Genomic DNA, 20,367 nt, shown 5'->3' on the forward strand with positions numbered 1-20,367 from the left:
GTGTCCTCCTTTCAGGAAACGGTTTTCGGTTTGGCGTTGGGGTGGTTGGCAGGCGGATCGCCGATCGGCATTTGCAGATCGGCCGACCCAACCTTGGCACGGCGCTTGATCCGCTTGATCACCACCGGGCATTTGTTTTCCGACTGATAGAGAACCTGGCAGTGCAGGCAGTCGATGCATTCGTTCGGGTTGATCTCGCCGGTCGGGTGGATCGCCTGCACCGGGCATTCGTTGGCGCAGGTCTGGCATGGGTTGCCGCATTCCTTGTAGCGGCGCAGCCAGTCGAACATGCGCATGCGCGCCGGGATCGCCAGCGCCGCACCCAGCGGGCAAAGGTAGCGGCAATAGAACCGCTCGACGAACAGACCCAGACCCAGCAGCACCAGCGCGAACACCACGAAGGGCCAGTCGCGCATGAATTTCAGGATGATCGCGGTCTTGAACGGTTCGATCTCGGCATAGGTTTCGGCCATCGGGATCGAGATCATCGACAGGCCGAACAGCCCCAGAAAGATCATGTATTTGACCGGCCAAAGCCGTTCGTGCAGGCCCCAGGGCAACGTCCATTGCGGCAGGCGCAGGGCGCGACCGATCTGGTTGACCAGCTCTTGCAGGGCGCCGAACGGGCACAGCCAGCCGCAATAGGCGCCCCGGCCCCAGAAGATCAGCGCGGCGGCCACCGCGAACCACTGGATGAACACCAGCGGATCCAGCAGGAAGGCATCCCAGGTGAAGCCGCTGCGCAGCGTCCCGGCCAGCGCCATCAGGTTGACCACGCTCAGCTGCGCGTTGGCGTACCAGCCCAGGAACACCAGCGACACGGTGAGAAAGCCGATCCGGAACCAGTAGAACACCCGCTCGTTCGCGGTCGCCTGGAACTGAAAGAAGAACACCCCGGTCAGCACCAGCAGCATCGCGGCCAGCCCGGCGATCTGGCCGGTGCGATCCTTCCAGATGCGCTGCCAAAGGGCGGTCTTGGCGGCCTCTTCGCCGGTGGTATCGCTGACCAGTTCGGGCGCCGGCGCCGCCGGCAGCAGATAGCGCTCAGGCAGGCGATAGCCGAGGTCGAAGGTCAGATAGCTTTTCTGGACCGCGCCGACCGCGCGCTGCACCAGCAGTTGCAGCCGGAACGGCGCCGCCGGATCGAACCCGGCGTCGGCGGGGATCCGGAACAGGTCCAGTTCGGTGAATTCGGGGGCGTCGGCGGCGGCCAGCGCGCCGATCCGCTTGTGCTGGCGGTCGACGAACCGCACCGACTGATCGCCCTGGATCAGCTGGATTCGGTCGAAGATGCCGCCGCGCACATAGCCCGACCCCTTGAAGCTGTAGCGCCCGCGCCCCATCACCAGGATTGCCTGTTCGCCCGGCTCCAGTGCCTGGGTCAGGTTCTGATACTCGGCCTCGCCCAGCAGGCTGCGCCCGATGGTTGGGACCGAGACCAGCGCCAGCTGCATGTCGATGAAGGTTGCCGACGCCTTGCCCGGTGCCGGCCGGCCGATGGCGCGCGCGTCGCCGCTGGCCTCGAAGGCGGCGTTGATCTGCCCTACGTCCAGCGTCAGCCGCCGCACCGATCCGTCGCCCGCCAGCGTGATCCAGTCTTTCACCGCAGTCTGGCTCATGTCGATCTCGCGCGGGGGGCCGCTTGGCCGGGCCGGCGACAGCCCGCCCAGCCCCAGCGCGCGCGCCACCTTCAGCCCGCCGCGCACGATGCTGTCGTCGATCACCATGATCGTCACCGTCGCGCCCGAGATGATGTCCAGATCATGCGCCTCGCCGCCGGCGGCGGCCTCGGCCTTCAGGTCCAGCCCGGCATAACCCTCGGTCAGCCGGATCATCTTGGAATTGGGAATGCCCACGAGCACGATCGGTTCGGAATGCTTGACCAGCTTGACGCCGGTCATCACCGCGTCGGCATTGATCGCGGCCACCACATGGATCGGTTTGCCGGAATACCCGGTGGTGCCGACGAAATCCGATGTCAGGAACGCCCAGGCGGCGGTTTCGCCGCCCTTCAGTACCGGTGCAACCGGCACGTCCGTGCGGATCGGGCCGAATCCATCGGCGCCGGGAACCAGGTCGGAGGGGGAAATATCGGGAAGGAAACTGGCCAGGCTGTCGGCCCGGGCCGGGGCGGCGAGGATCGGGGCAAGGATCAGGGCCAGGGCCATCAGCCAGGTAGAGATCGCGCGCTTTACGTCCACAGCGCACCTCCTTTGTTCAGGATTGACGCTTTGGACGCGACCGGGGCGCGGTCGGTCGGGTTCTCGGGCGCGGGCGGGGGGCCGCGCGGGCTGGGCCAGACCGCGCGCGGTGTGGCGTGGTCGGTTTGCGCCTCGGGTCGGATTGCGGTGCGGGGCAGCCCGTGCGGGGTGGCGACCGAGACCGGATAGGGCGGGATCGCCGCAAGCGCGCCGCCGCAGGTTACGCAAAAGCCGCAGCAGTCACAGCTGCCCCCGGGGGTGGCCGGCTGCGGGCGATCCTGACCGCCGCCGATGTCCATCGGCACAACCACGACGCCTTGTTCGGAGCAGATCTCCATCCAGTCGGTTTGCGATGCCCGCGCCAGACCCGGCGCCAGCAGTTGCAGAATCAGTGCGACAACCCCCAGCAGCGCCGCCACCGGACGAGCATCGCGCCGGCGCCGGGGCGCTGTGGCGGACACGAGGACCGGATTCGGGATCTGGGTGCACATAATTTATACAACGGTCATTGAATCTGAGTTGAGTCTATGTCCCAGTGAGGGGCAAGGACTTGACTAAAGTCAAACATTTCAAACCGTTTATTTTTATCTATTCCGATTGACTCGCCCCGGCGCGAGCCGCCTGAATTTTGCGACTCGCCTGCGCGCGCGGGCCGTCCCTGAGCCGTCCGCGGGCCGCATCCGTCGGTGCGGAGCGGGTCGCCGGGACACGCTGGCGGTGTCAGGTGGGAAGGTCGGCCATCACCTTGTCCAACGCCCGGGACAGCGTGTCGATCGCGCCGTCGAGTTCCGCTTCGGTGGCGATGAAGGGCGGCGCCAGCAAGACGTGATCGCCCAGCTGTCCGTCGCGGGTGCCGGACATCGGATAACAGATCAGCCCCTCGGCAAAGGCGGCCTTCTTCAGCCTGCCCGCAAGTCCCAGGCGCGGGTCGAAGGGGGTTTTGCTGTCGCGGTCGGCGACGAACTCCATCCCCCAGAACAGCCCACGCCCGCGGATGTCGCCGACATGGGGATGCTGGGCGAACCGCTCGTGCAGCCGCTGTTCCAGATAGGCGCCGCGCGCGCGCACCTGTGCCACCAGGTCGTTGTCGAGCAGCTCGCGCAGCACGGCGAGACCGGCGGCGGCGGCGACCGGGTGGCCCAGATAGGTATGGCCGTGCTGGAAGAACCCGGTGCCCCCGGCGATGGTGTCATAGATCGCGCGGGTGCAGAGCATCGCGCCGATGGGCTGGTAGCCGGCGCCAAGCCCCTTGGCGATGCAGAGGATATCGGGAACAACCGTTTCGGCCTCGCAGGCGAAGAGATGGCCGGTCCGGCCCATGCCGCACATCACCTCGTCGAGGATCAGCAGCACGCCGTAGCGATCGCAGATCTCGCGGATGCGGTTGAAATAGCCCGGCGCGGCGGGCACCGCGCCCATGGTCGCGCCCACCACCGGCTCGGCCATGAAGGCCATGACGGTGTCGGGGCCGAGGCGCAGAATCTCGTCCTCCAGTTCCTGCGCGGCGCGTTGGCCGTAGGCCTCCGGGCTCTCGCCCTCGGCGCGGCCCATGTAATCATAGCAGGGCGCGATATGGCTGACCTCGATCAGCAGCGGCGCGAATTGCGCCCGCCGCCAGGCGTTGCCGCCGGCCGAGAGCGCGCCCAGCGTGTTGCCGTGATAGCTTTGCCGCCGGGCGATCAGGTGGCGGCGCTGCGGCTCTCCCCGCTCGGTGAAATACTGGCGCGCAAGCTTGATCGCGGATTCGGTGGCCTCGGAACCGCCGGAGACCAGATAGACCCGGTCGAGGTCGCCCGGCGCATTGGCGATCAGCAGATCGGCGAGCTGTTCGGCCGGGTCCGAGGTGAAGAAGCCGGTATGCGCAAAGGCGAGCTGGTCGACCTGATCCTTGATCGCCCGCCGCACCCGGTCGTTGGAATGGCCGAGGCAGGAGACGGCGGCGCCGCCCGACCCGTCGAAGTAGCGTTTGCCGTCTGTATCGATCAGAAAGCACCCTTCGCCATGGCTGGCGGTGGGGGGCGTGGCGTGGCAGTGACGGGGAAAGATGTGGCTCATACCGCAATCCTTTTCAACTCATCGACGAGGTGGGCGACCGATTCGGCATTGTCGTGCAGCAGGGTTCCGTCGGCGCGATGCAGGTTGTTTTCAAAGCCGACGCGCAGGTCGCCGCCGCGCCGGGCGGCCTGCAGCAGGCAGGCATGTTCGGCCGGACCGAAGGCGCAGAGCATCCAGCGCCCCGGCGGTTTCGCCGCCAGCAGCGGGGCGAGGTCATCCGGTGTCGCCTTTTGCCCGGTGGCATAGCGGCCCAGCACCAGGATCGTGCTGTCCTGCCCGGGCCGGACGATGCCCTGCGCCTGCCAGCGGGCGAGGAGGGCGGCATCCTCCGGGTCATAGAGAATGTGCTGCACCTCGGTGCCGTTGTCGGCGCAGGTGCCGTAGACCCGCGCGGCAAGCTCGGGCGCGCGGGCGATTTCGCGCACCGAGACACTGGCCCAGCCGGGTTTCAGCCGCGCGAGGCAATCGAGCTGGTCGGGCACCTCAAAGATCCCGGCGGATTCGGTGGTGATCTGCACCCGCATGTCCGGCACCGCGCGGGCCAGTTCGGCCAGCGCCTCGCCATAGCGCCCGGGGTCGAGGGAATGGCGGCCCGCATCGTCGCGGATGTGCAGGTGCAGCGCGGCTGCCCCGGCCGCAAGGCAGGCGGCGGCGGTTTCCACGGTCTCGGCGATCGTGACCGGCAGGGCCGGGTGGTCCGCCTTGCCGCGCCGGGCGCCGTTGGGGGCCACCATGATAAGAGGTCTGGTCATTGCGCTATCCCTTCATCCGCGACCCTGCGGGGTCGTAGAGGGCCCCGTGTACCACAAAGGCGTCCTGCGGGGAGCGGGCGATATCGACCTTTACGCGGGTGCCGGGGGCGGGCCGATCCCCGGAGACGAAGGCAAGCGCGACCGGGCGGCCCACGCGGTACCCGAAGGCGCAGGAGGTGGTCTGCCCGATGACCCGGCCGTCGAGCAAGATCGGCTCATGTCCAAGCGGTACGGCGTCTTGATCGTCGAAACGGAGCGAGACGACGCGCGTTGCGGCGCCCTTGTCGCGGGCCTGGGCCAACGCCCCGGCGCCGATGAACCCGCCCTTCTTGCGGGTGGCGAAATCCAGCCCCGCGGCGATCGGGGTGACGTCGCTGTCCAACTCGTGGCCCATGGCGCAGAACCCCTTTTCGATACGCATGGAGGTCTGGGCGTAGAGCCCGGCCGGGGTCGCCCCGGCGGCGGTCAGCGCGGCGTAAATCGCCGGTGCGTTCTCGGCCCGGCAGGTGATCTCCCAGCCCGCCTCGCCGACATAGGACAGCCGCGCCGCGCGCACGTGATGGCTGGCGATCTGGGCCTCGCCCTGTTTGAAATAGCCGATGCCGTTCAGTTCCGGCGCGCCGATTTCAACGGCGATCCGGGCGGCATCCGGACCCATCAGGCCGAGCACCGCGTAATCTTCGGTGCTGTCGGTGAGGGTGACGTCGTATCCCTCGGCATGACGGCGGAACCAGGCCAGGTCGCGCGCGATCGCGTTGGTGCCGGTGAACAGGCGATAATGATCGGGCGCGATGCGCTGGGCGGTGAGATCGGATTCGAAGGTGCCGCGCGCATTCAGCACGGCGGTATAGATCACCGATCCGGGGGGGCGCCCCATGAAGCCCGCGCAGGTGTGCAGTAGGAACGCCTCGGCGTCCGGTCCCTTGACCTCGATCTTGCCGAAGGGGGAGGCATCGAAGAGCGCGGCGCGCTCATGCGCGGCGGTGACCTCGGCCCGGGTGTTTTCGAACCAGTCGGGGCGGGCGAAGCTTGGGCGCGGCTCTTCGGTCTTGTTGAAATAAAGCGGGCGTTCCCAGCCATAGACCTGGCCCATATGCGCCCTTGCGGCGCGGTACTCGGCGTCGAGCGGCAGGCGGCGCAAATCGCGCGCGGTGCTGAGTTGCCGCCCCGGATAGGCGATCTCGTAATGGGTGCCCAGGATCTCGGGCGCGCGGGCGATCAGATGCTCGGCCGAGTTAAACACGGGCGCGAAGCGTTTGGCGTCGGCCTCGCCGAGGTCATAGGCGGTGTGCCCGTGCACGATGCAATGGGCCAGGTTCATCCCCGCGCCGCCGCCCGAGGCGATGCCGACCGAGTTCATGCCGCAGCCCAGGAACAGCCCGCGCGTTTCCGCCGTCTCGCCCAGCATGAAACTGCCGTCGGGGGTAAAGCTTTCCGGCCCGTTCAGCAGCATCTTCACTTCCGCCGTCTCCAGCGCCGGCAGGCGGTGCAGCGCGTTCAGCATCATCGGCTCGAAATGGTCCCAATCCTCGGGCAGCAGGCCGAATTCGAAGGTTTCGTCCAGCACGCCGGGCGCGATGGGCTTGCCCATCGGTTCGAAACAGCCCACCAGCAACCCGCCGCTGTCGTCGCGGATATAAAGGTGGCTGTCATGGTCGGAGAGCGTCGGCATGTTGCCGTCGATGCCGTCGACCGGCTTGGTCAGCAGGTAGAAATGTTCGCAGGCCAGCGCCGGCACCTCGGCGCCCGCCATCGCGCCGACCTCGCGCGACCACAGCCCGGCGCAAAGGGCGATGGCGTCGCACATCACGGTGCCTTGCGTGGTCTCGACCCCGCGCACCCGGCCGTTCTCGGTCAGGATGCCGATGACGCCGGTGCGTTCAAAGATGCTGGCGCCCATGGCGCGCGCGCCCTTGACCAGCGCGGCGCAGACATCCGAGGGGCTGACACGGCCGTCCTCGGGCGACCACACCGCGCCGAGCACATCCTCGGCATTCATCAGCGGCCAGCGCTCCTGCGCCTCTTGCGCGCCGATCGAGTGGGCCTCGATGCCATAGGCGTGTGCCAGCGCCTCCTGCCTTTGGATATGGGTCATGCGGTCCGGGGTGGTGGCGATGGAGAGCGAGCCCTTTTGTATCCAGCCCACCGATTGCCCGGTCTCCTGTTCCAGCCGGCTGTAGAGATCGACCGAATAGCGGATCATCCGCGTCAGGTTGCGGCTGTGGCGCAGGGCGCGCACCTGGGCCGCCGAATGCCAGGTGGTGCCCGAGGTCAGCGCGTTGCGTTCCAGCAGGATGGCATCGCCGACCCCCATCTGGGCCAGGTGATAGAGCGTCGAGCAACCCATGATGCCGCCGCCGATAACGACCACCGAGGCGTGGGAGGGCAGGGGGGAGGAGGAGCGGGAAGAGGTCATTGTGTTACCGATGTTCCGGTGAAGGTGATCGCGTCGCGGTGAAATGATGACTGAAATACAATTTCAGTCAATCGACACACAAAATACCAAATGTTATCCTTTCGGCTGGTTTCGCAAAGGACAGCGCCCATGGATCCGACCCTGAAAACCCGAACGATTTCAGCCCTGAAGGAGGCGATTCCAGATCTGTCGCCACGACTGAAGACGGTGGCCAAGTACATTGTCGACCATCCGTCCGATTTCGGGCTGGATCCGATTCGCGAGACCGCCCGGAAATGCGGGGTCAGCACCTATACCCTGGTGCGCATGGCGGGCCGCATGGGGTTCGACAGCTATGACGAGCTGCGCGAACCGTTCCGCCATGCGCTGGTGTCGGCAACCGCGCTGGAGGAGCAGCCCGACTGGATCGACAGCATGCGCCAGCGCGGCGAGCTGGGGCAGGTCCAGGCCGAGGCGGCGCTCAACACAATGGCAATCGTGCAGCGGTCGCTGGAGCGGCAGACTTCGGGAGAAATGGAGCGCGTGGTCGATCTGCTGCTGGGGGCGCGGAACGTCTATCTGACGGCGGTGCGGGCCAGCTATGCGCTGGCCTATTACTTCCACTATGTGGGCCGGATGGCGCTGCCGACGCTTCAGCTTGTGCCTCGCCATATCAACAGCGCGATCGACGACCTGAACACCGCCGGCGAGGGGGACGTGATGATCGCCATCTCGTTCAAACCCTATTCGCGCGAGACCATCGAGGCCTGCCGCTTTGCCCATGCGCGGGGGGTAAAGCTGATCATGATCTCGGACTCAGAAGTAATCTCGTCCGAGTTTCCGCTGGAGGCGGCGCTGGTCGCGTCGACGGTCAGCACCCATCATTTCGGATGCTACACCGGGGCGATGGGAATTATCGAGAATCTGCTCGCCCTTCTGGTCAGCCGCAGCGGCGCGGACGCGCGGAAGCGAATCAATTCCTACGAGGAATTGCGGAAGGACAACAACGCATACTGGATCGCGCAGAAAAAACTTTAGTTTTTAGGTGACAACGAAAAAAACTTTGGCGACTTTTAAGGGGTGTAAGCGAAAAATCAAATCGACCCAGGCCGGTTCAACGGCCGGGCGGGGAATTGTAATCGGGAGACGTCCATATGAATGTCAAAACCACCCTCATGGGGTTCGCAGCCGCCGTCACCTTCGGGATGGCCGGCGCGGCCTCGGCGCAGGATCAGCAGTTTATCACCATCGGCACCGGCGGCGTGACGGGCGTGTATTACCCCACCGGCGGGGCGATCTGCCGGCTGGTGAACAAGGGCCGCAAGGAGCATGGCATCCGCTGTTCGGTCGAATCGACCGGTGGCTCTGTCTACAACACCCGAACCATCCGCCAGGGCGAGCTGGATTTCGGCGTGGTGCAGTCCGATGTGCAAAAGGCCGGTCTGGACGGCACCGGCGCGTTCAAGGATGACGGCCCCTATCCGGACCTGCGCGCGCTGTTCTCGGTCCATCCCGAGCCGATGCACCTGATGGCCCGCGCCGATGCCGGCATCAACAGCGTCGAGGATCTGAAGGGCAAGAAGGTCAACATTGCCAACCCCGGCTCCGGCACCCGGGTCCTGGCCGAGACGCTGATGAAGTATGCCGGCATCAGCCCGGACGATTTCGCGCTGGCCGCCGAGCTGAAGTCGTCGGAACAGTCCGCCGCGCTCTGCGATGGCAAGATCGACGCCACCATCTGGGCCGCTGGTCTGCCCAACGGATCGAGCCAGGAGGCCACATCGTCCTGCGAGGTGAAGATCATCTCACTGGACGGTGCGAACATCGACAAGCTGCTGGCGGACAATTCCGCCTATGCCGCCGCAACCATCCCGGGCGGCATGTATCCGGGCAACGCCGACGACATCCCCAGCTGGGGCCCCAAGGCGACCTTTGTGACCTCGGCCAATACGCCCGACGAGGTGGTCTATGCGGTGGTGTCCGCGGTCTTCGACAATTTCGAGGACTTCAAGAAGCTGCACCCGGCCTTTGCCCGCCTGAAGGAGACCGAGATGATCAGGGACGGCCTGAGCGCGCCGCTGCATCCGGGGGCGGAGAAATACTACAAGGAGCGCGGCTGGAAATAATCCGGCCCGCCAGACGTGATGCAATGACCCCTCCGGCGCCCGGGCGCGCCGGAGGGTTTTCCATTACAAAAGCAAGACAAGACGGGGATAACGCATGGCGCAGCGCGAAGGTGGTACCTCCGCCGAGACCGAACTTGAGGATTTCATCGCCGATTCCGACACTGGCGGACGGATCCCGAAGGATGGATTGGGGCGCAGCGCGCTGTGGTATATCCCGCTGGTCTGGTCGCTTTATCAGCTCTGGATCGCCTCGCCGCTGCCCTTCATTCTGAAGTTCGGGGTATGGAATGACACCCAGACGCGGGCAATCCACCTGGGGTTCGCGGTCCTGCTCGCCTTTCTGGCCTTTCCGGGGTTCAAGTCCAGCCCGCGCCATCACATCCCGGTCCTGACCTGGATCATAGCCATCGTCGGGGCGATTGCCGCCTCTTACCTGTGGTGGGATTACCGGGGCGTGGCCAACCGCACCGGCGTTCCGAACACCACCGATCTGGCGATCGCCGGGATCGGCATCGTGCTGTTGCTGGAGGCGGCGCGGCGGTCGCTCGGCATCCCGCTGATGGGGGTGGCGCTGTTCTTCCTCGCCTACGTGTTCTTCGGCAGCTGGTCCGGCCTGCCGGAAATGGTGCAGTGGAAGGGCGCGTCGTTCGAGAAGGCGATGAGCCACATGTGGCTGACCACCGAGGGGGTGTTCGGCGTGGCGCTGGGGGTTTCCTCGGGCTTTGTCTTTCTCTTCGTGCTGTTCGGCTCGTTGCTGAACCAGGCCGGCGCGGGCAATTATTTCCTGAAACTCGCCTTTGCGACGCTGGGCCATCTGCGCGGCGGGCCGGCCAAGGCCGCGGTGATCGCCTCGGCCGCGACCGGGCTGATCTCGGGCTCGTCCATCGCCAATGTGGTGACCACCGGCACCTTTACCATTCCGCTGATGAAAAAGGTGGGCTTCCCCTCCTACAAGGCGGGCGCGATCGAGGTTTCCTCGTCGATCAACGGGGTGCTGACGCCGCCGGTGATGGGGGCGGTCGCGTTCCTGATGACCGAATACGTCGGCATTTCCTATGTCGAGGTGGTCAAGACCGCCATCGTGCCCGCCGCGATCTCTTACATAGCGCTGATCTATATCGTGCACCTTGAGGCGCTGAAGATGAACATGCCCGGCACCAGCCGGATGCATCCGGTCAAGTTCATGCTGGGCGCGATCTTCATCATCGCGATCTCCATCGTGATCGGGGGCGGCACGCTGTTCCTGTGCGGCGTGGTGGTCGACGCGGTGGAGGCGGCGGTGGGCGCGGCCTCGACCTGGGTGCTGGTGGCGATGATGGGGCTGGCCTATGTCGCCGCCGTCAGGTTCGCCGCCAGGGGACCGGATCTGGAGGTGAGCGTCGAGTCGATGCAGCATCTGCCGCCGACGCGCGAGATCTTCAAGACCGGCATTCATTACCTGCTGCCGATCCTGCTGCTGATGTATCTGCTGATGATCGAACGCAAATCGCCGGGACTCTCGGCGTTCTGGTCGACGGTGTTCATGCTGGTGATCCTGGCCACCCAGAACCCGCTCAAGGCGTTTTTTCGCGGCGAGGGCGAGTTTGCACGCCATATCCGCGAAGGCCTTGCCGATATCGCCGAGGGGCTGATCGTCGGCGCCCGCAACATGATCGGGCTGGCCGCGGCAATGGGCGTCGCGGGCATCATCGTCGGCGCGGTCACCCTGACCGGTATCGGCCAGGTGATGGCCGAGTTCGTCGAGTTTCTGTCGGGCGGCAACCTGCTGGCGATGCTGTTCTTCGTCGCGCTGATCTCGATCGTGCTGGGCATGGGGCTGCCGACCACGGCGAATTACATCGTGGTCAGCTCGCTTATGGCGGGCGTGGTGGTCGAACTGGGCGCGCAGAACGGGCTGATCGTGCCGCTGGTGGCGGTGCATATGTTCGTCTTCTACTTCGGGATCATGGCGGATGTGACGCCCCCCGTGGGGCTGGCCAGTTTCGCCGCCGCCGCAATCTCGCGCGGGGATCCGTTGCGCACCGGGTTCCAGGCGTTTTTCTATTCGATCCGCACCGCGCTGTTGCCGTTCCTGTTCATCTTCAACACCGATCTGTTGCTGATCAATGTCGGACCGGTGCAGGCGGTGTTCGTCTTTTTGGTGGCGATGGTTGCGATGCTGCTGTTCGCCGCCGGGACGATGAATTTCTTCCTCGTGCGCTCCAGACTGTGGGAGAGCGCGATTCTACTGCTGGTCGCCTTCACCCTGTTCCGTCCGGGGTTTTTCCTCGACATGATCCAGCCCGAGTTCGAGGCGCGGCCGGCGGCAGAGCTCTTTGAGCGGGCCGGGGCGGCACCCGACGATGCCTCGCTGCGGGTGCGGCTGGTGGGCGAAAGCCTGATGGGCGATCCGATCGACGCGCGTTATCTGCTGCCACTGGGGCCGGCCGGGACGGATGGGCCGACGCGGCTGTTCGACGGGGCAGGGGTGGAGTTCCGCGAGGAGGACGGCCGGCTTTTCGTCGACAACCTGAATTTCGGCGGCCCGTCGGAACAGCTGGGCATTGATTTCGACTGGGAGCTGGTGGAGCTGGAGGTCGCGTCCGACAGGGTGTTCAAGGAGGTCTTCTATCTCCCGGCCCTGCTGCTTCTGGGCCTGGTCGCCCTGCTGCAACTGCGCCGCAAACGGCGCCAACCGGAGGGAGCACCGGCATGACAAAACATGTACTCTGCGCCGTCGATCTGACCCAGGGCGAAAGCGAGAAGGCTTTGTTGAAACGCGCCGCCGATCTGGCGGAATTCCATGGCGCATCGCTCAGCGTGGTGACGGTGGTGCCCGACTACGGCATGTCGATCGTCGGATCCTATTTCAAGGAGGGGACGATGCGACAGGCGGTCGAGGACGCCAGCCGCCAGCTGCACGCCTTTGTCGACGAGGTGCTGCCTGACCATGGTCATGTGCAGCATATCGTCGAGGTGGGCACTGTCTATGAGCAGATCCTCGACGCGATCAAACGCTCCGAGGCGGATCTGGTGGTGATGGGCGCGCACAAGCCCGATCTGGCGGACCGGGTGCAGGGGCCGAACTCGGCCCGGGTGGCGCGCCATGCGGATGTGTCGGTTTTGATCGTGCGGGATTAGAGGCGGGTCGGCGGATTATCAGGATTTCCCGGCCAGTCCTTCTGCCTCAGCCAATAGCGAAAGCGGTTGGAAATCCCCGCCGCTTGCCGCTTTGATGGCGTGACCCTGACCCATTTACGGATTGTCCCAGATGAGCGAGAGCGCCTATTACGCCCCGACCGGCGGTTTGCCGCCGCAAACGCAGATCCTGACCGACCGCGCGATGTTCACCGAGGCCTATGCGGTGATACCCAAGGGCTGTTTCAGCGATATCGTCACCAGTCTGCTGCCGTTCTGGGAGGGCGCGCGGTTCTGGGTCATGGCGCGGCCGCTGTCCGGTTTTGCCGAGACCTTTTCGCAATATATCGCAGAGCTGGCGCCGGGCGGCGGCAGCGAGCGGCCCGAGACGGACCCGGCGGCGCAGGCGGTTTTGTTCGTGGTCGCCGGGCGGATGAGCCTGACGCTGGCGGGCGAAACCCATGAGATGGGGCCGGGCGGCTATGCCTATATTCCCGCCGGGACCGCCTGGGCGCTGTGCAACCATGGCGATGCGCCGGTGCAGTTCCATTGGGTGCGCAAGGCCTACAAGCCGGTGGAGGGGCTGGCCGCCCCGGAACCCTTTGTCACCAACGAGAGGGATGTCGCGCCCACCCCGATGCCGGGAACCGAGGGCAAATGGGCGACCACGCGGTTTGTCGATCCGGCCGATCTGCGCCATGACATGCACGTGAACATCGTCACCTTCGAGCCCGGCGCGGTGATCCCCTTTGCCGAAACCCATGTGATGGAGCACGGGCTTTATGTGCTGGCGGGCAAGGCGGTTTATCGGCTGAACCAGGACTGGGTCGAGGTCGAGGCTGGCGATTTCATGTGGCTGCGCGCGTTTTGCCCGCAGGCCTGCTATGCCGGCGGGCCGGGCAAGTTCCGCTATCTGCTCTACAAGGATGTGAACCGGCATATGCCGTTGTAAGGCGTTTGCCGATCTAAACCATTGTCCAAACCGCTCGCCCGGGCGCAAGCCCGGGCAGCGCCCGCCCTCTCCCCGGCGGGTGCTTTTAGGTGTTGCGATGGCGGGACGTTCGGAGGTTATGAGGCACTGCTGCCCAGCTTCACCGTTCCGCCAAAAACGCCCACCAGGTCGGGCGCTGCCCGTCTTGCTTTTGAACGGAGGGGAGGGTGTTCCCCTAGAAACAACGCCCGCCATCTCTGCGATGACGGGCGCCGCTTTGTCGTCGGTTCGTTCGGGCGATTACTCTCCCGGCATCGACCCTTTGCCATGCCCGGCCATGCCGCCGGCGACCTCTTCGGTCGACTCGTCGGACAGATGCGCCGGCAGCACCAGATTCAGCACGATGGCGATCAGAGCGGCGGGCAGAATCCCCGAGGCGCCGAGGATGCGCAGCGTGTCGGGCAGGTGTTGCAGCGCGTTGGGCGCGCCCGGCGGCACGTTCATCACCTCGAGCTGCAGGCCCAGACCCACCGACAGCGCCACGGCAAAGATCACCATGTTGCGCCGGTTCCAGTCCACATCCGACAGCATCGAGATGCCGGCGGCAACCACCATGCCGAACATCACGATCACGCCGCCGCCCAGAACCTCGATCGGGATGGTGCGGATCACACCGCCGACCTTGGGGATCAACCCGCAGACGATCAGAAAGACCGCGCCGATGGTCACCACATGGCGGCTCATCACCCCGGTCATGGCGATCAGCCCGACGTTCTGGGAAAACGAGGTATTGGGCAGCCCGCCGAAGATCCCGGCCACGGCGGTGCCGAAGCCGTCGGCAAAGGTGGCGCCCTGAATCTCCTTGTCGGTGACCTCGCGCCCGGCGCCGCCCTTGGTGATGCCGCTGACGTCGCCCACGGTCTCGACCGCCGAGACGAAGGCCATCAGGCAGAACCCGATGACGGCGGCAAAGGAGAATTCGAACCCGTATTTGAACGGTTGCGGCAGGGCGAAACCGGCCGAGCGCGCCCAGCTCGTGGCGATGGCGTCGAAGGTGAGCATCCCCACCGCCAGCGCATAGACATAGCCCACAGCGATGCCCACCAGTACGGCGGAGATCGACAGCATGCCACGGGCGAAGAATTTCAGCACCAGCGTCACCAGGATCACCACCAGCGCCGCCGACCAGCTCATCAGCCCGCCATAACTCTCGGCGCCGCTGGCCTTGGCCGGCACGCCCCCGGCGGCGTATTCGATGCCCACCTTGACCAGCGCCAGCCCGATCATGGTGACCACAAGCCCGGTGACCAGCGGCGGCAGGGCAAAGCGGATGCGCCCGATGACCAGGCCGAGGCTGGCATGGAACAGACCGCCGATCAACACCCCGCCGAACAGCGCCGCCAGCGCATCGACGCCCTTGCCCGCGACCAGCGGGATCATGATCGGCAGAAAGGCGAACGAGGTGCCCTGCACGATCGGCAGCGCGGCGCCGACCGGGCCGATGGTGATGGTCTGCAACAGGGTGGCGACACCGGCGAACAGCATCGACATCTGGATCATGTACAAAAGCTGGGGAAAATCGGGCGAATTGGAGCCGAACCCGAATCCGGCGGCGCCTGCGACGATGATCGCCGGGGTCACGTTGCTGACGAACATCGCCAGCACGTGCTGGATGCCCAGCGGCACCGCCACCGCCAGCGGCGGGGTATAGTTCGGGTCGCGCAGCTGCTCGGGGCTGCCGATGGATGATCTGGTCATGGTCTGTCCCTCCGTGTTGGTCCGCCGGCGTTGTTGTTTTTCCGGGCCGGCGGACAGGTCGTGTCAGCCCGGCGTCACCTCATAGGGCGCGTCGAACCAGTGTTCCTCGAGGTTGTCACCCGGACCATCGGACGGCCCGATCCGGTCGATCACCGCGAACAGGCCGGGCGCCGAAAGCGGTGTGAGAACTCCGTGCCAGGTGTTGCGAAGCAGGTTGATCCCCTGCCCGGGCGCGGTCAAGAAGGCGCGCGGCACCGCCGGTGCGCCGCCCGCATCTTCTGCCACAATGACCAGGAACGATGCCGGATTGAGCGGAATGAAGGCCTGGCTGCCCAGCGGGTGCCGCTCCATCATCTCCAACCGATAAGGCAGGGCGCGCGGCGCGGCCTCGAACAGGCTGATGCCGGCGCGGCCATCGCAAAAATCGAGCCGCGCCAGATCGTGATGGCGCCCGCAGAGGCCCTGATTGATGATCTTGTCCGGTGCGTCCTTCAGCGCGATCACATCGCCAAATGGGGCGAAACCCGCGGCGGTGAGGGGTTCGGTGGTGATCTTGGTCATGGCCGTGTTCTTTCGGCGGTCGTAAACACCACAGGAGGGATGCGACCGCCCGTGGTGGGCGCGAATGCGCCCGCCTGGGGGGCGGGCGGGCGCATCCCGGATCGCAAGCGATCCGGGAATTCCATAATCCCCGGCCTGCCTTCAATCCCGCCGCTCACGGCAGAATGTCCTGCAGCCGCAGCTCGGCGATGCGCTCGACCTGGTTGCAGGCCTCCTCGAGCTCGGTATCGGTGTTGCTCTGTAGCCGACGTTCGAACGCGGCGCGGATCGACGCCTTGGTGTTGTCGCGCACCGCGATGATGAAGGGAAAGCCGTGCTTGTCCACATAGGCGGTATTGAGGCGGGTGAAATCCTCGCGCTCGGCGTCGGTCAGCATGTCCAGCCCGGCGCCGGCCTGTTCGGCGGTGGAATCGGCGGTCAGCCGCCCGGCCTGGGCCAGTTTGCCCGCCAGATCGGGGTGCGCGCGCAGCACGCCCAGACGCTCCTCCGCGCTGGCGCTGCGGAAGGCGCGGCAGAGTGCGCTGTGCAGACCGACCGCACCGTCATGGGCCGGGCCCAGCTCCAGCGCGAAGGCGCGGTCTGCGATCCAGGGGGAATGCTCGAAGATGCCGCCGAATTTGGCGACGAATGCGGCGTGATCCATCCGGCTGGGCCGATCCCAGCGCCGGTGCGGGTGGGTTTCGGCCCAGTGCCGGGCGATGTCGATGCGGCGCGGGCACCAGACATCCTCGAACTCGCCGATATAGTCGAGAAAACGTTTCAGCCCGGCCAGCTTGCCCGGCCGCCCGATCAGACGGCAATGCAGCCCGACCGACATCATTTTCGGCGCGCCCGCCTGCCCCTCGGCATAGAGCACGTCGAAGGCGTCGCGCAGATAGGTAAAGAACTGCTCGCCGGTGATGTAACCCGGCGCAGTGGCGAAGCGCATGTCGTTGGTTTCCAGCGTGTAGGGGATGATCAACTGGTCATGATCGCCCAGCTCCAGCCAATAAGGCAGGTCGTCGTCATAGGTGTCGGAGACATAGGCAAAGCCGCCTTCTTGCCCGACCAGCCGCACGGTATTGGCGCTGCAGCGGCCGGTGTACCAGCCCAGCGGGCGCGTCCCCACGACCTCGGTATGCAGGCGGATCGCCTCGGCGATCGCCGCGCGCTCCTCCTCCTCGGGCATGTTCCTGTGCTCGACCCATTTCAGCCCGTGGCTGGCGATCTCCCACCCCGCCGATTTCATCGCCGCCACCTGTTCGGGGCTGCGCGCCAGCGCGGTGGCCACGCCATAGACCGTCACCGGGATGCCCGCGCCGGTGAACAGCCGGTGCAGCCGCCAGAACCCGGCGCGCGCCCCGTATTCGTAAATCGATTCCATGTTCCAGTGCCGCTGGCCCGGCCACGGCGCGGCGCCGGCGATGTCCGACAGGAACGCCTCGGAGGCGGCATCGCCATGCAGGATGCTGTTCTCGCCGCCCTCCTCGTAATTCAGCACGAACTGCACGGCGATCCTGGCGTCGCCGGGCCATTTCGGATCGGGCGGGGTGGCGCCATGACCGCGCATATCGCGGAGGTAGCGTGTCATTCCTGTGGGCTCCTGCTGTTGGTCTGCCTTGTAGAACATTACAATAGCGCGCAGTTTCCTGTATTTTTTGAAGGAGTTGTAGCCAAATTCAGGGTGCGGCAAGATGACTGTGCGCGTAGAAAACGGGCAGACAGCCAAAGGGGGCGATGATGGCCGGGTATTTGACGACCCATGTTCTGGACACCGCGCGCGGATGTCCCGCGGCCGGGCTGAAGATCGAGCTTTTCCGGATCGAGGGCGAGGCGCGCATTCACCTGCGCACCCTCACCACCAATGACGACGGGCGCACCGACGAACAGATCCTGCCCGCGGCAGAGTTCAAGGTGGGCACTTACGAGCTGGTGTTCCACGCCGGCGCCTATCTCGACGAGACCGGCCCGGCGCAGGAGCCGCCCCGGTTTCTCGACCTGATCCCGCTGCGCTTCGGCATGGGGGAGGCGAGCCACTATCACGTGCCGCTGCTGCTGTCGCCCTTCGGCTATTCGACCTATCGGGGCAGCTGAGCGCCCATCGGCGGGTTATTTCAGCGCCGCCTGGATGCGTTCGGCCATGAAATCTATCAGCAGCCGGGTCTTGGGATCCTGCCGCCGGCGGTGCATGTAGAGACAGGCCAGCTGGATCGGTACAGGCGGTTCGTCGGGGACGACCGGCACCAGCGCGCCCGATTTCAGGAAATCCGCCACCTCGAAGACGGGTTTCAGGATGATCCCGTGCCCCTCCAGCGCCCAGCCGGTTAGAACGTCGCCATCATCGGATTCGAACGGGCCATGTACCGAGAACCGCCGCACCCCGTCCGGCGTTTGCAGCGGCCACTGGAATTCCGGCGCGCCGGGATAGCGCAGGTTCAGGCAATCGTGCTTGTCGCGCACCAGCGCCTCGCCGCTGTCGGGCATGCCGCGACGGGCGATGTAAGAGGGCGCGGCGCAGAGCACACGGGGACAATCGGCGATCTTGCGAATACGCAGGTTCGAATCCTCCGGGATGCCGAGGAAAAAGGCGAGGTCGAGCCCCTCGGCCGCCAGATCGAGCTTGCGGTCCGACAACCGCAGCCGGATGTCGATCAGCGGATATTGCTCCTTGAACGCCGGCACGGCAGGGGCGATCAGTCGCCGGCCCAGCCCCAGCGGCGCGGCGATGAACAGCGATCCGCGCGGCGTCATGGTGACATTGCTGATTTCGGCCTCGGCCGCATCCACCGCTTCGAGAATCTTGCAGGCGCCGCGATAGAACATATGGCCCTGTTCGGTGGGGTTCAGCGTGCGCGTGGTGCGCTGGAACAGCCGGACGTTCAGATGCTCTTCGAGCTGGGAAATCCGCGCCGAGGCGACGGCGGCGGAAATCCTCTGATCGCGCGCGGCGGCGGACATATTGCCCAATTCATAGACACGGACGAAGGTTTGGATGTTGTCGAGATAGGCCATAGGGGCTCATTCTTCGTTTTTATTTGAAGCATCTTGGCGCTTTCCCCGGATACATGACAATACGGGAATAGGCTAGCACGGGGGCAAACCGCCCATAGGAGGGACAGATGCAGGATTTGGCGATCATCTGGGACTGGCTGGGATTTGCGGTGCGCTGGCTGCATGTGATCACCGCGATCGCCTGGATCGGCTCGTCCTTCTATTTCATCGCTCTGGACCTCGGGTTGCGCAAGGCGCCGCATCTGCCGGTGGGCGCCCATGGCGAGGAATGGCAGGTGCATGGCGGCGGCTTTTACCACATCCGGAAATATCTGGTGGCGCCCGAGCATATGCCCGAGCATCTGACCTGGTTCAAATGGGAGAGCTATTCGACCTGGCTGACCGGTGCGGCGATGCTGATGATCGTCTACTGGGCGGGCGGCGAGCTTTATCTGATCGATGCGAACAAGGCCGATCTGACGCTGTGGCAGGGCATCGCGATTTCGGCGGCCTCGCTGACGGTGGGCTGGCTGATCTACGATTTCCTCTGCAAGTCGGGGCTGGGCGAGCGGCCGACGCTGCTGATGGTGCTGCTGTTCGTGCTGCTGGTGGCGATGGGCTGGGGCTATACCCAGGTTTTCACCGGCCGGGCGATGATGCTGCATCTGGGCGCCTTCACCGCGACGATCATGACCGCCAATGTGTTTTTCATCATCATCCCCAACCAGAAGATCGTGGTCGCCGACCTAAAGGCCGGGCGCACGCCGGATGCGAAATACGGCAAGATCGCCAAGCTGCGCTCGACCCACAACAACTACCTCACCCTGCCGGTGGTGTTTCTGATGCTGTCGAACCACTACCCGCTGGCCTTTGCGACCGAGTATAACTGGATCATCGCCGCGCTGGTGTTCCTGATGGGGGTGACCATCCGGCATTACTTCAACACCCGCCACGCGCGCGCCGGGAACCCGACCTGGACCTGGGTGGCGACGGCGATTCTGTTCATCGCCATCATGTGGCTGTCCACCGCGCCGCTGCAGCAGCAAAGCTACGAGGAGAGCGAGGCGCGCGCGCTGACGCCGGCCGAGGCGGTGTTCGCCGGGGCCGAGGGATTTGACGAGGTCACCGATATCGTGATGGGCCGCTGTTCGATGTGCCACGCGCGCGAGCCGGGCTGGGACGGCATCCATCGCGCGCCCAAGAACGTGCTGCTGGAGACCCGGCCCGAGATCGCGGCGGCGGCGCGGCAGATCTATCTTCAGGCCGGGGCCAGCCACGCGATGCCGCCCGCGAACGTCAGCTGGATGGAACCGCAGGAGCGGGCGAAGATCGTCGCATGGTATACCGGCGCGGCGCGCAACCTGCCGCTGCGGCTGGCGGCGAACTGAGGCCGGCCCGAGGGGGGGCAGCGCCCGCCGGCAAAGGGTGGCCGTCCGAGTGTCACGCAAGGAAAGTCTGGACCGTTCCGCCCCGCCGCTCCACTCTGCGTCCGAGGGAGGAG

The 20,367-nt window shown here is 65.6% G+C and carries 16 protein-coding genes; 7 read left to right on the forward strand and 9 right to left on the reverse strand.

The window, feature by feature from the left end:
- Positions 1-11 precede the first annotated feature (11 nt).
- From E1832_RS15355 to E1832_RS15375, 5 genes are all read right to left on the reverse strand, one after another.
- Positions 12-2,168: a NosR/NirI family protein gene (locus tag E1832_RS15355; RefSeq protein ID WP_133360722.1), complete on the reverse strand. Its 2,157-nt coding sequence runs from the start codon at positions 2,166-2,168 to the stop codon at positions 12-14.
- A gap of 23 nt (positions 2,169-2,191) precedes the next feature.
- On the reverse strand, positions 2,192-2,692 hold the full coding sequence (locus E1832_RS15360) for a DUF2946 family protein (protein ID WP_133360651.1): 501 nt from the start codon (positions 2,690-2,692) through the stop codon (positions 2,192-2,194).
- 229 nt (positions 2,693-2,921) lie between these two features.
- Complete coding sequence (locus tag E1832_RS15365) at positions 2,922-4,256, reverse strand: aspartate aminotransferase family protein (protein WP_133360652.1); 1,335 nt, start codon at positions 4,254-4,256, stop codon at positions 2,922-2,924.
- Entirely contained in the window at positions 4,253-5,008 is a 756-nt protein-coding gene (locus tag E1832_RS15370) for a beta-keto acid cleavage family enzyme (RefSeq protein ID WP_133360653.1), read from the reverse strand. Before E1832_RS15370 ends, E1832_RS15365 begins: the two co-directional genes overlap by 4 nt.
- 4 nt (positions 5,009-5,012) lie before the next feature.
- Positions 5,013-7,424 carry a GcvT family protein gene (locus E1832_RS15375; RefSeq protein WP_133360654.1) on the reverse strand — a complete coding sequence of 804 codons (2,412 nt, stop codon included), beginning with the start codon at positions 7,422-7,424 and terminating at the stop codon, positions 5,013-5,015.
- A gap of 129 nt (positions 7,425-7,553) precedes the next feature.
- Here E1832_RS15375 and E1832_RS15380 point away from each other — a divergent pair, with 129 nt between their 5' ends.
- The 5 genes from E1832_RS15380 (at position 7,554) to E1832_RS15400 (ending at position 13,598) form a co-directional block, all read left to right on the forward strand.
- Complete coding sequence (locus E1832_RS15380) at positions 7,554-8,441, forward strand: MurR/RpiR family transcriptional regulator (RefSeq protein ID WP_133360655.1); 888 nt, start codon at positions 7,554-7,556, stop codon at positions 8,439-8,441.
- A gap of 116 nt (positions 8,442-8,557) precedes the next feature.
- A complete protein-coding gene (locus tag E1832_RS15385; RefSeq protein WP_133360656.1) occupies positions 8,558-9,529 on the forward strand; it encodes a TAXI family TRAP transporter solute-binding subunit in 972 nt (323 codons plus the stop codon).
- 94 nt (positions 9,530-9,623) lie between these two features.
- Positions 9,624-12,224: a TRAP transporter permease gene (locus tag E1832_RS15390; protein ID WP_133360657.1), complete on the forward strand. Its 2,601-nt coding sequence runs from the start codon at positions 9,624-9,626 to the stop codon at positions 12,222-12,224.
- Positions 12,221-12,649 (forward strand): universal stress protein, encoded by a 429-nt coding sequence (locus tag E1832_RS15395; RefSeq protein WP_133360658.1) that lies wholly within the window; start codon positions 12,221-12,223, stop codon positions 12,647-12,649. Before E1832_RS15390 ends, E1832_RS15395 begins: the two co-directional genes overlap by 4 nt.
- A gap of 130 nt (positions 12,650-12,779) precedes the next feature.
- A complete protein-coding gene (locus E1832_RS15400; protein WP_133360659.1) occupies positions 12,780-13,598 on the forward strand; it encodes a bifunctional allantoicase/(S)-ureidoglycine aminohydrolase in 819 nt (272 codons plus the stop codon).
- A gap of 279 nt (positions 13,599-13,877) precedes the next feature.
- Here the strand turns inward: E1832_RS15400 and E1832_RS15405 are convergent, their stop codons facing one another.
- The 3 genes from E1832_RS15405 to puuE form a co-directional block, all read right to left on the reverse strand.
- Positions 13,878-15,335: a uracil-xanthine permease family protein gene (locus E1832_RS15405; protein WP_133360660.1), complete on the reverse strand. Its 1,458-nt coding sequence runs from the start codon at positions 15,333-15,335 to the stop codon at positions 13,878-13,880.
- Positions 15,336-15,398: 63 nt separating this feature from the next.
- Positions 15,399-15,896, reverse strand: a complete 498-nt coding sequence (locus E1832_RS15410) for an ureidoglycolate lyase (RefSeq protein ID WP_133360661.1) — start codon at positions 15,894-15,896, stop codon at positions 15,399-15,401.
- Positions 15,897-16,050: 154 nt separating this feature from the next.
- Positions 16,051-17,466, reverse strand: a complete 1,416-nt coding sequence (gene puuE, locus E1832_RS15415; protein WP_133360662.1) for an allantoinase PuuE — start codon at positions 17,464-17,466, stop codon at positions 16,051-16,053.
- Between the two features lie 149 nt (positions 17,467-17,615).
- Here puuE and uraH point away from each other — a divergent pair, with 149 nt between their 5' ends.
- Positions 17,616-17,969 (forward strand): hydroxyisourate hydrolase, encoded by a 354-nt coding sequence (gene uraH, locus E1832_RS15420; protein WP_133360663.1) that lies wholly within the window; start codon positions 17,616-17,618, stop codon positions 17,967-17,969.
- 15 nt (positions 17,970-17,984) lie between these two features.
- Here the strand turns inward: uraH and E1832_RS15425 are convergent, their stop codons facing one another.
- On the reverse strand, positions 17,985-18,887 hold the full coding sequence (locus tag E1832_RS15425) for a LysR family transcriptional regulator (RefSeq protein WP_133360664.1): 903 nt from the start codon (positions 18,885-18,887) through the stop codon (positions 17,985-17,987).
- A 107-nt stretch (positions 18,888-18,994) separates the two neighbouring features.
- On the opposite strand from E1832_RS15425, the gene E1832_RS15430 reads away from it, so the two are divergent.
- Positions 18,995-20,254 (forward strand): urate hydroxylase PuuD, encoded by a 1,260-nt coding sequence (locus E1832_RS15430; protein WP_133360665.1) that lies wholly within the window; start codon positions 18,995-18,997, stop codon positions 20,252-20,254.
- Positions 20,255-20,367 lie beyond the last annotated feature (113 nt).

The sequence above is a fragment of the Antarcticimicrobium luteum genome, assembly GCF_004358185.1.
In the GTDB taxonomy this organism is placed as follows: domain Bacteria; phylum Pseudomonadota; class Alphaproteobacteria; order Rhodobacterales; family Rhodobacteraceae; genus Antarcticimicrobium; species Antarcticimicrobium luteum.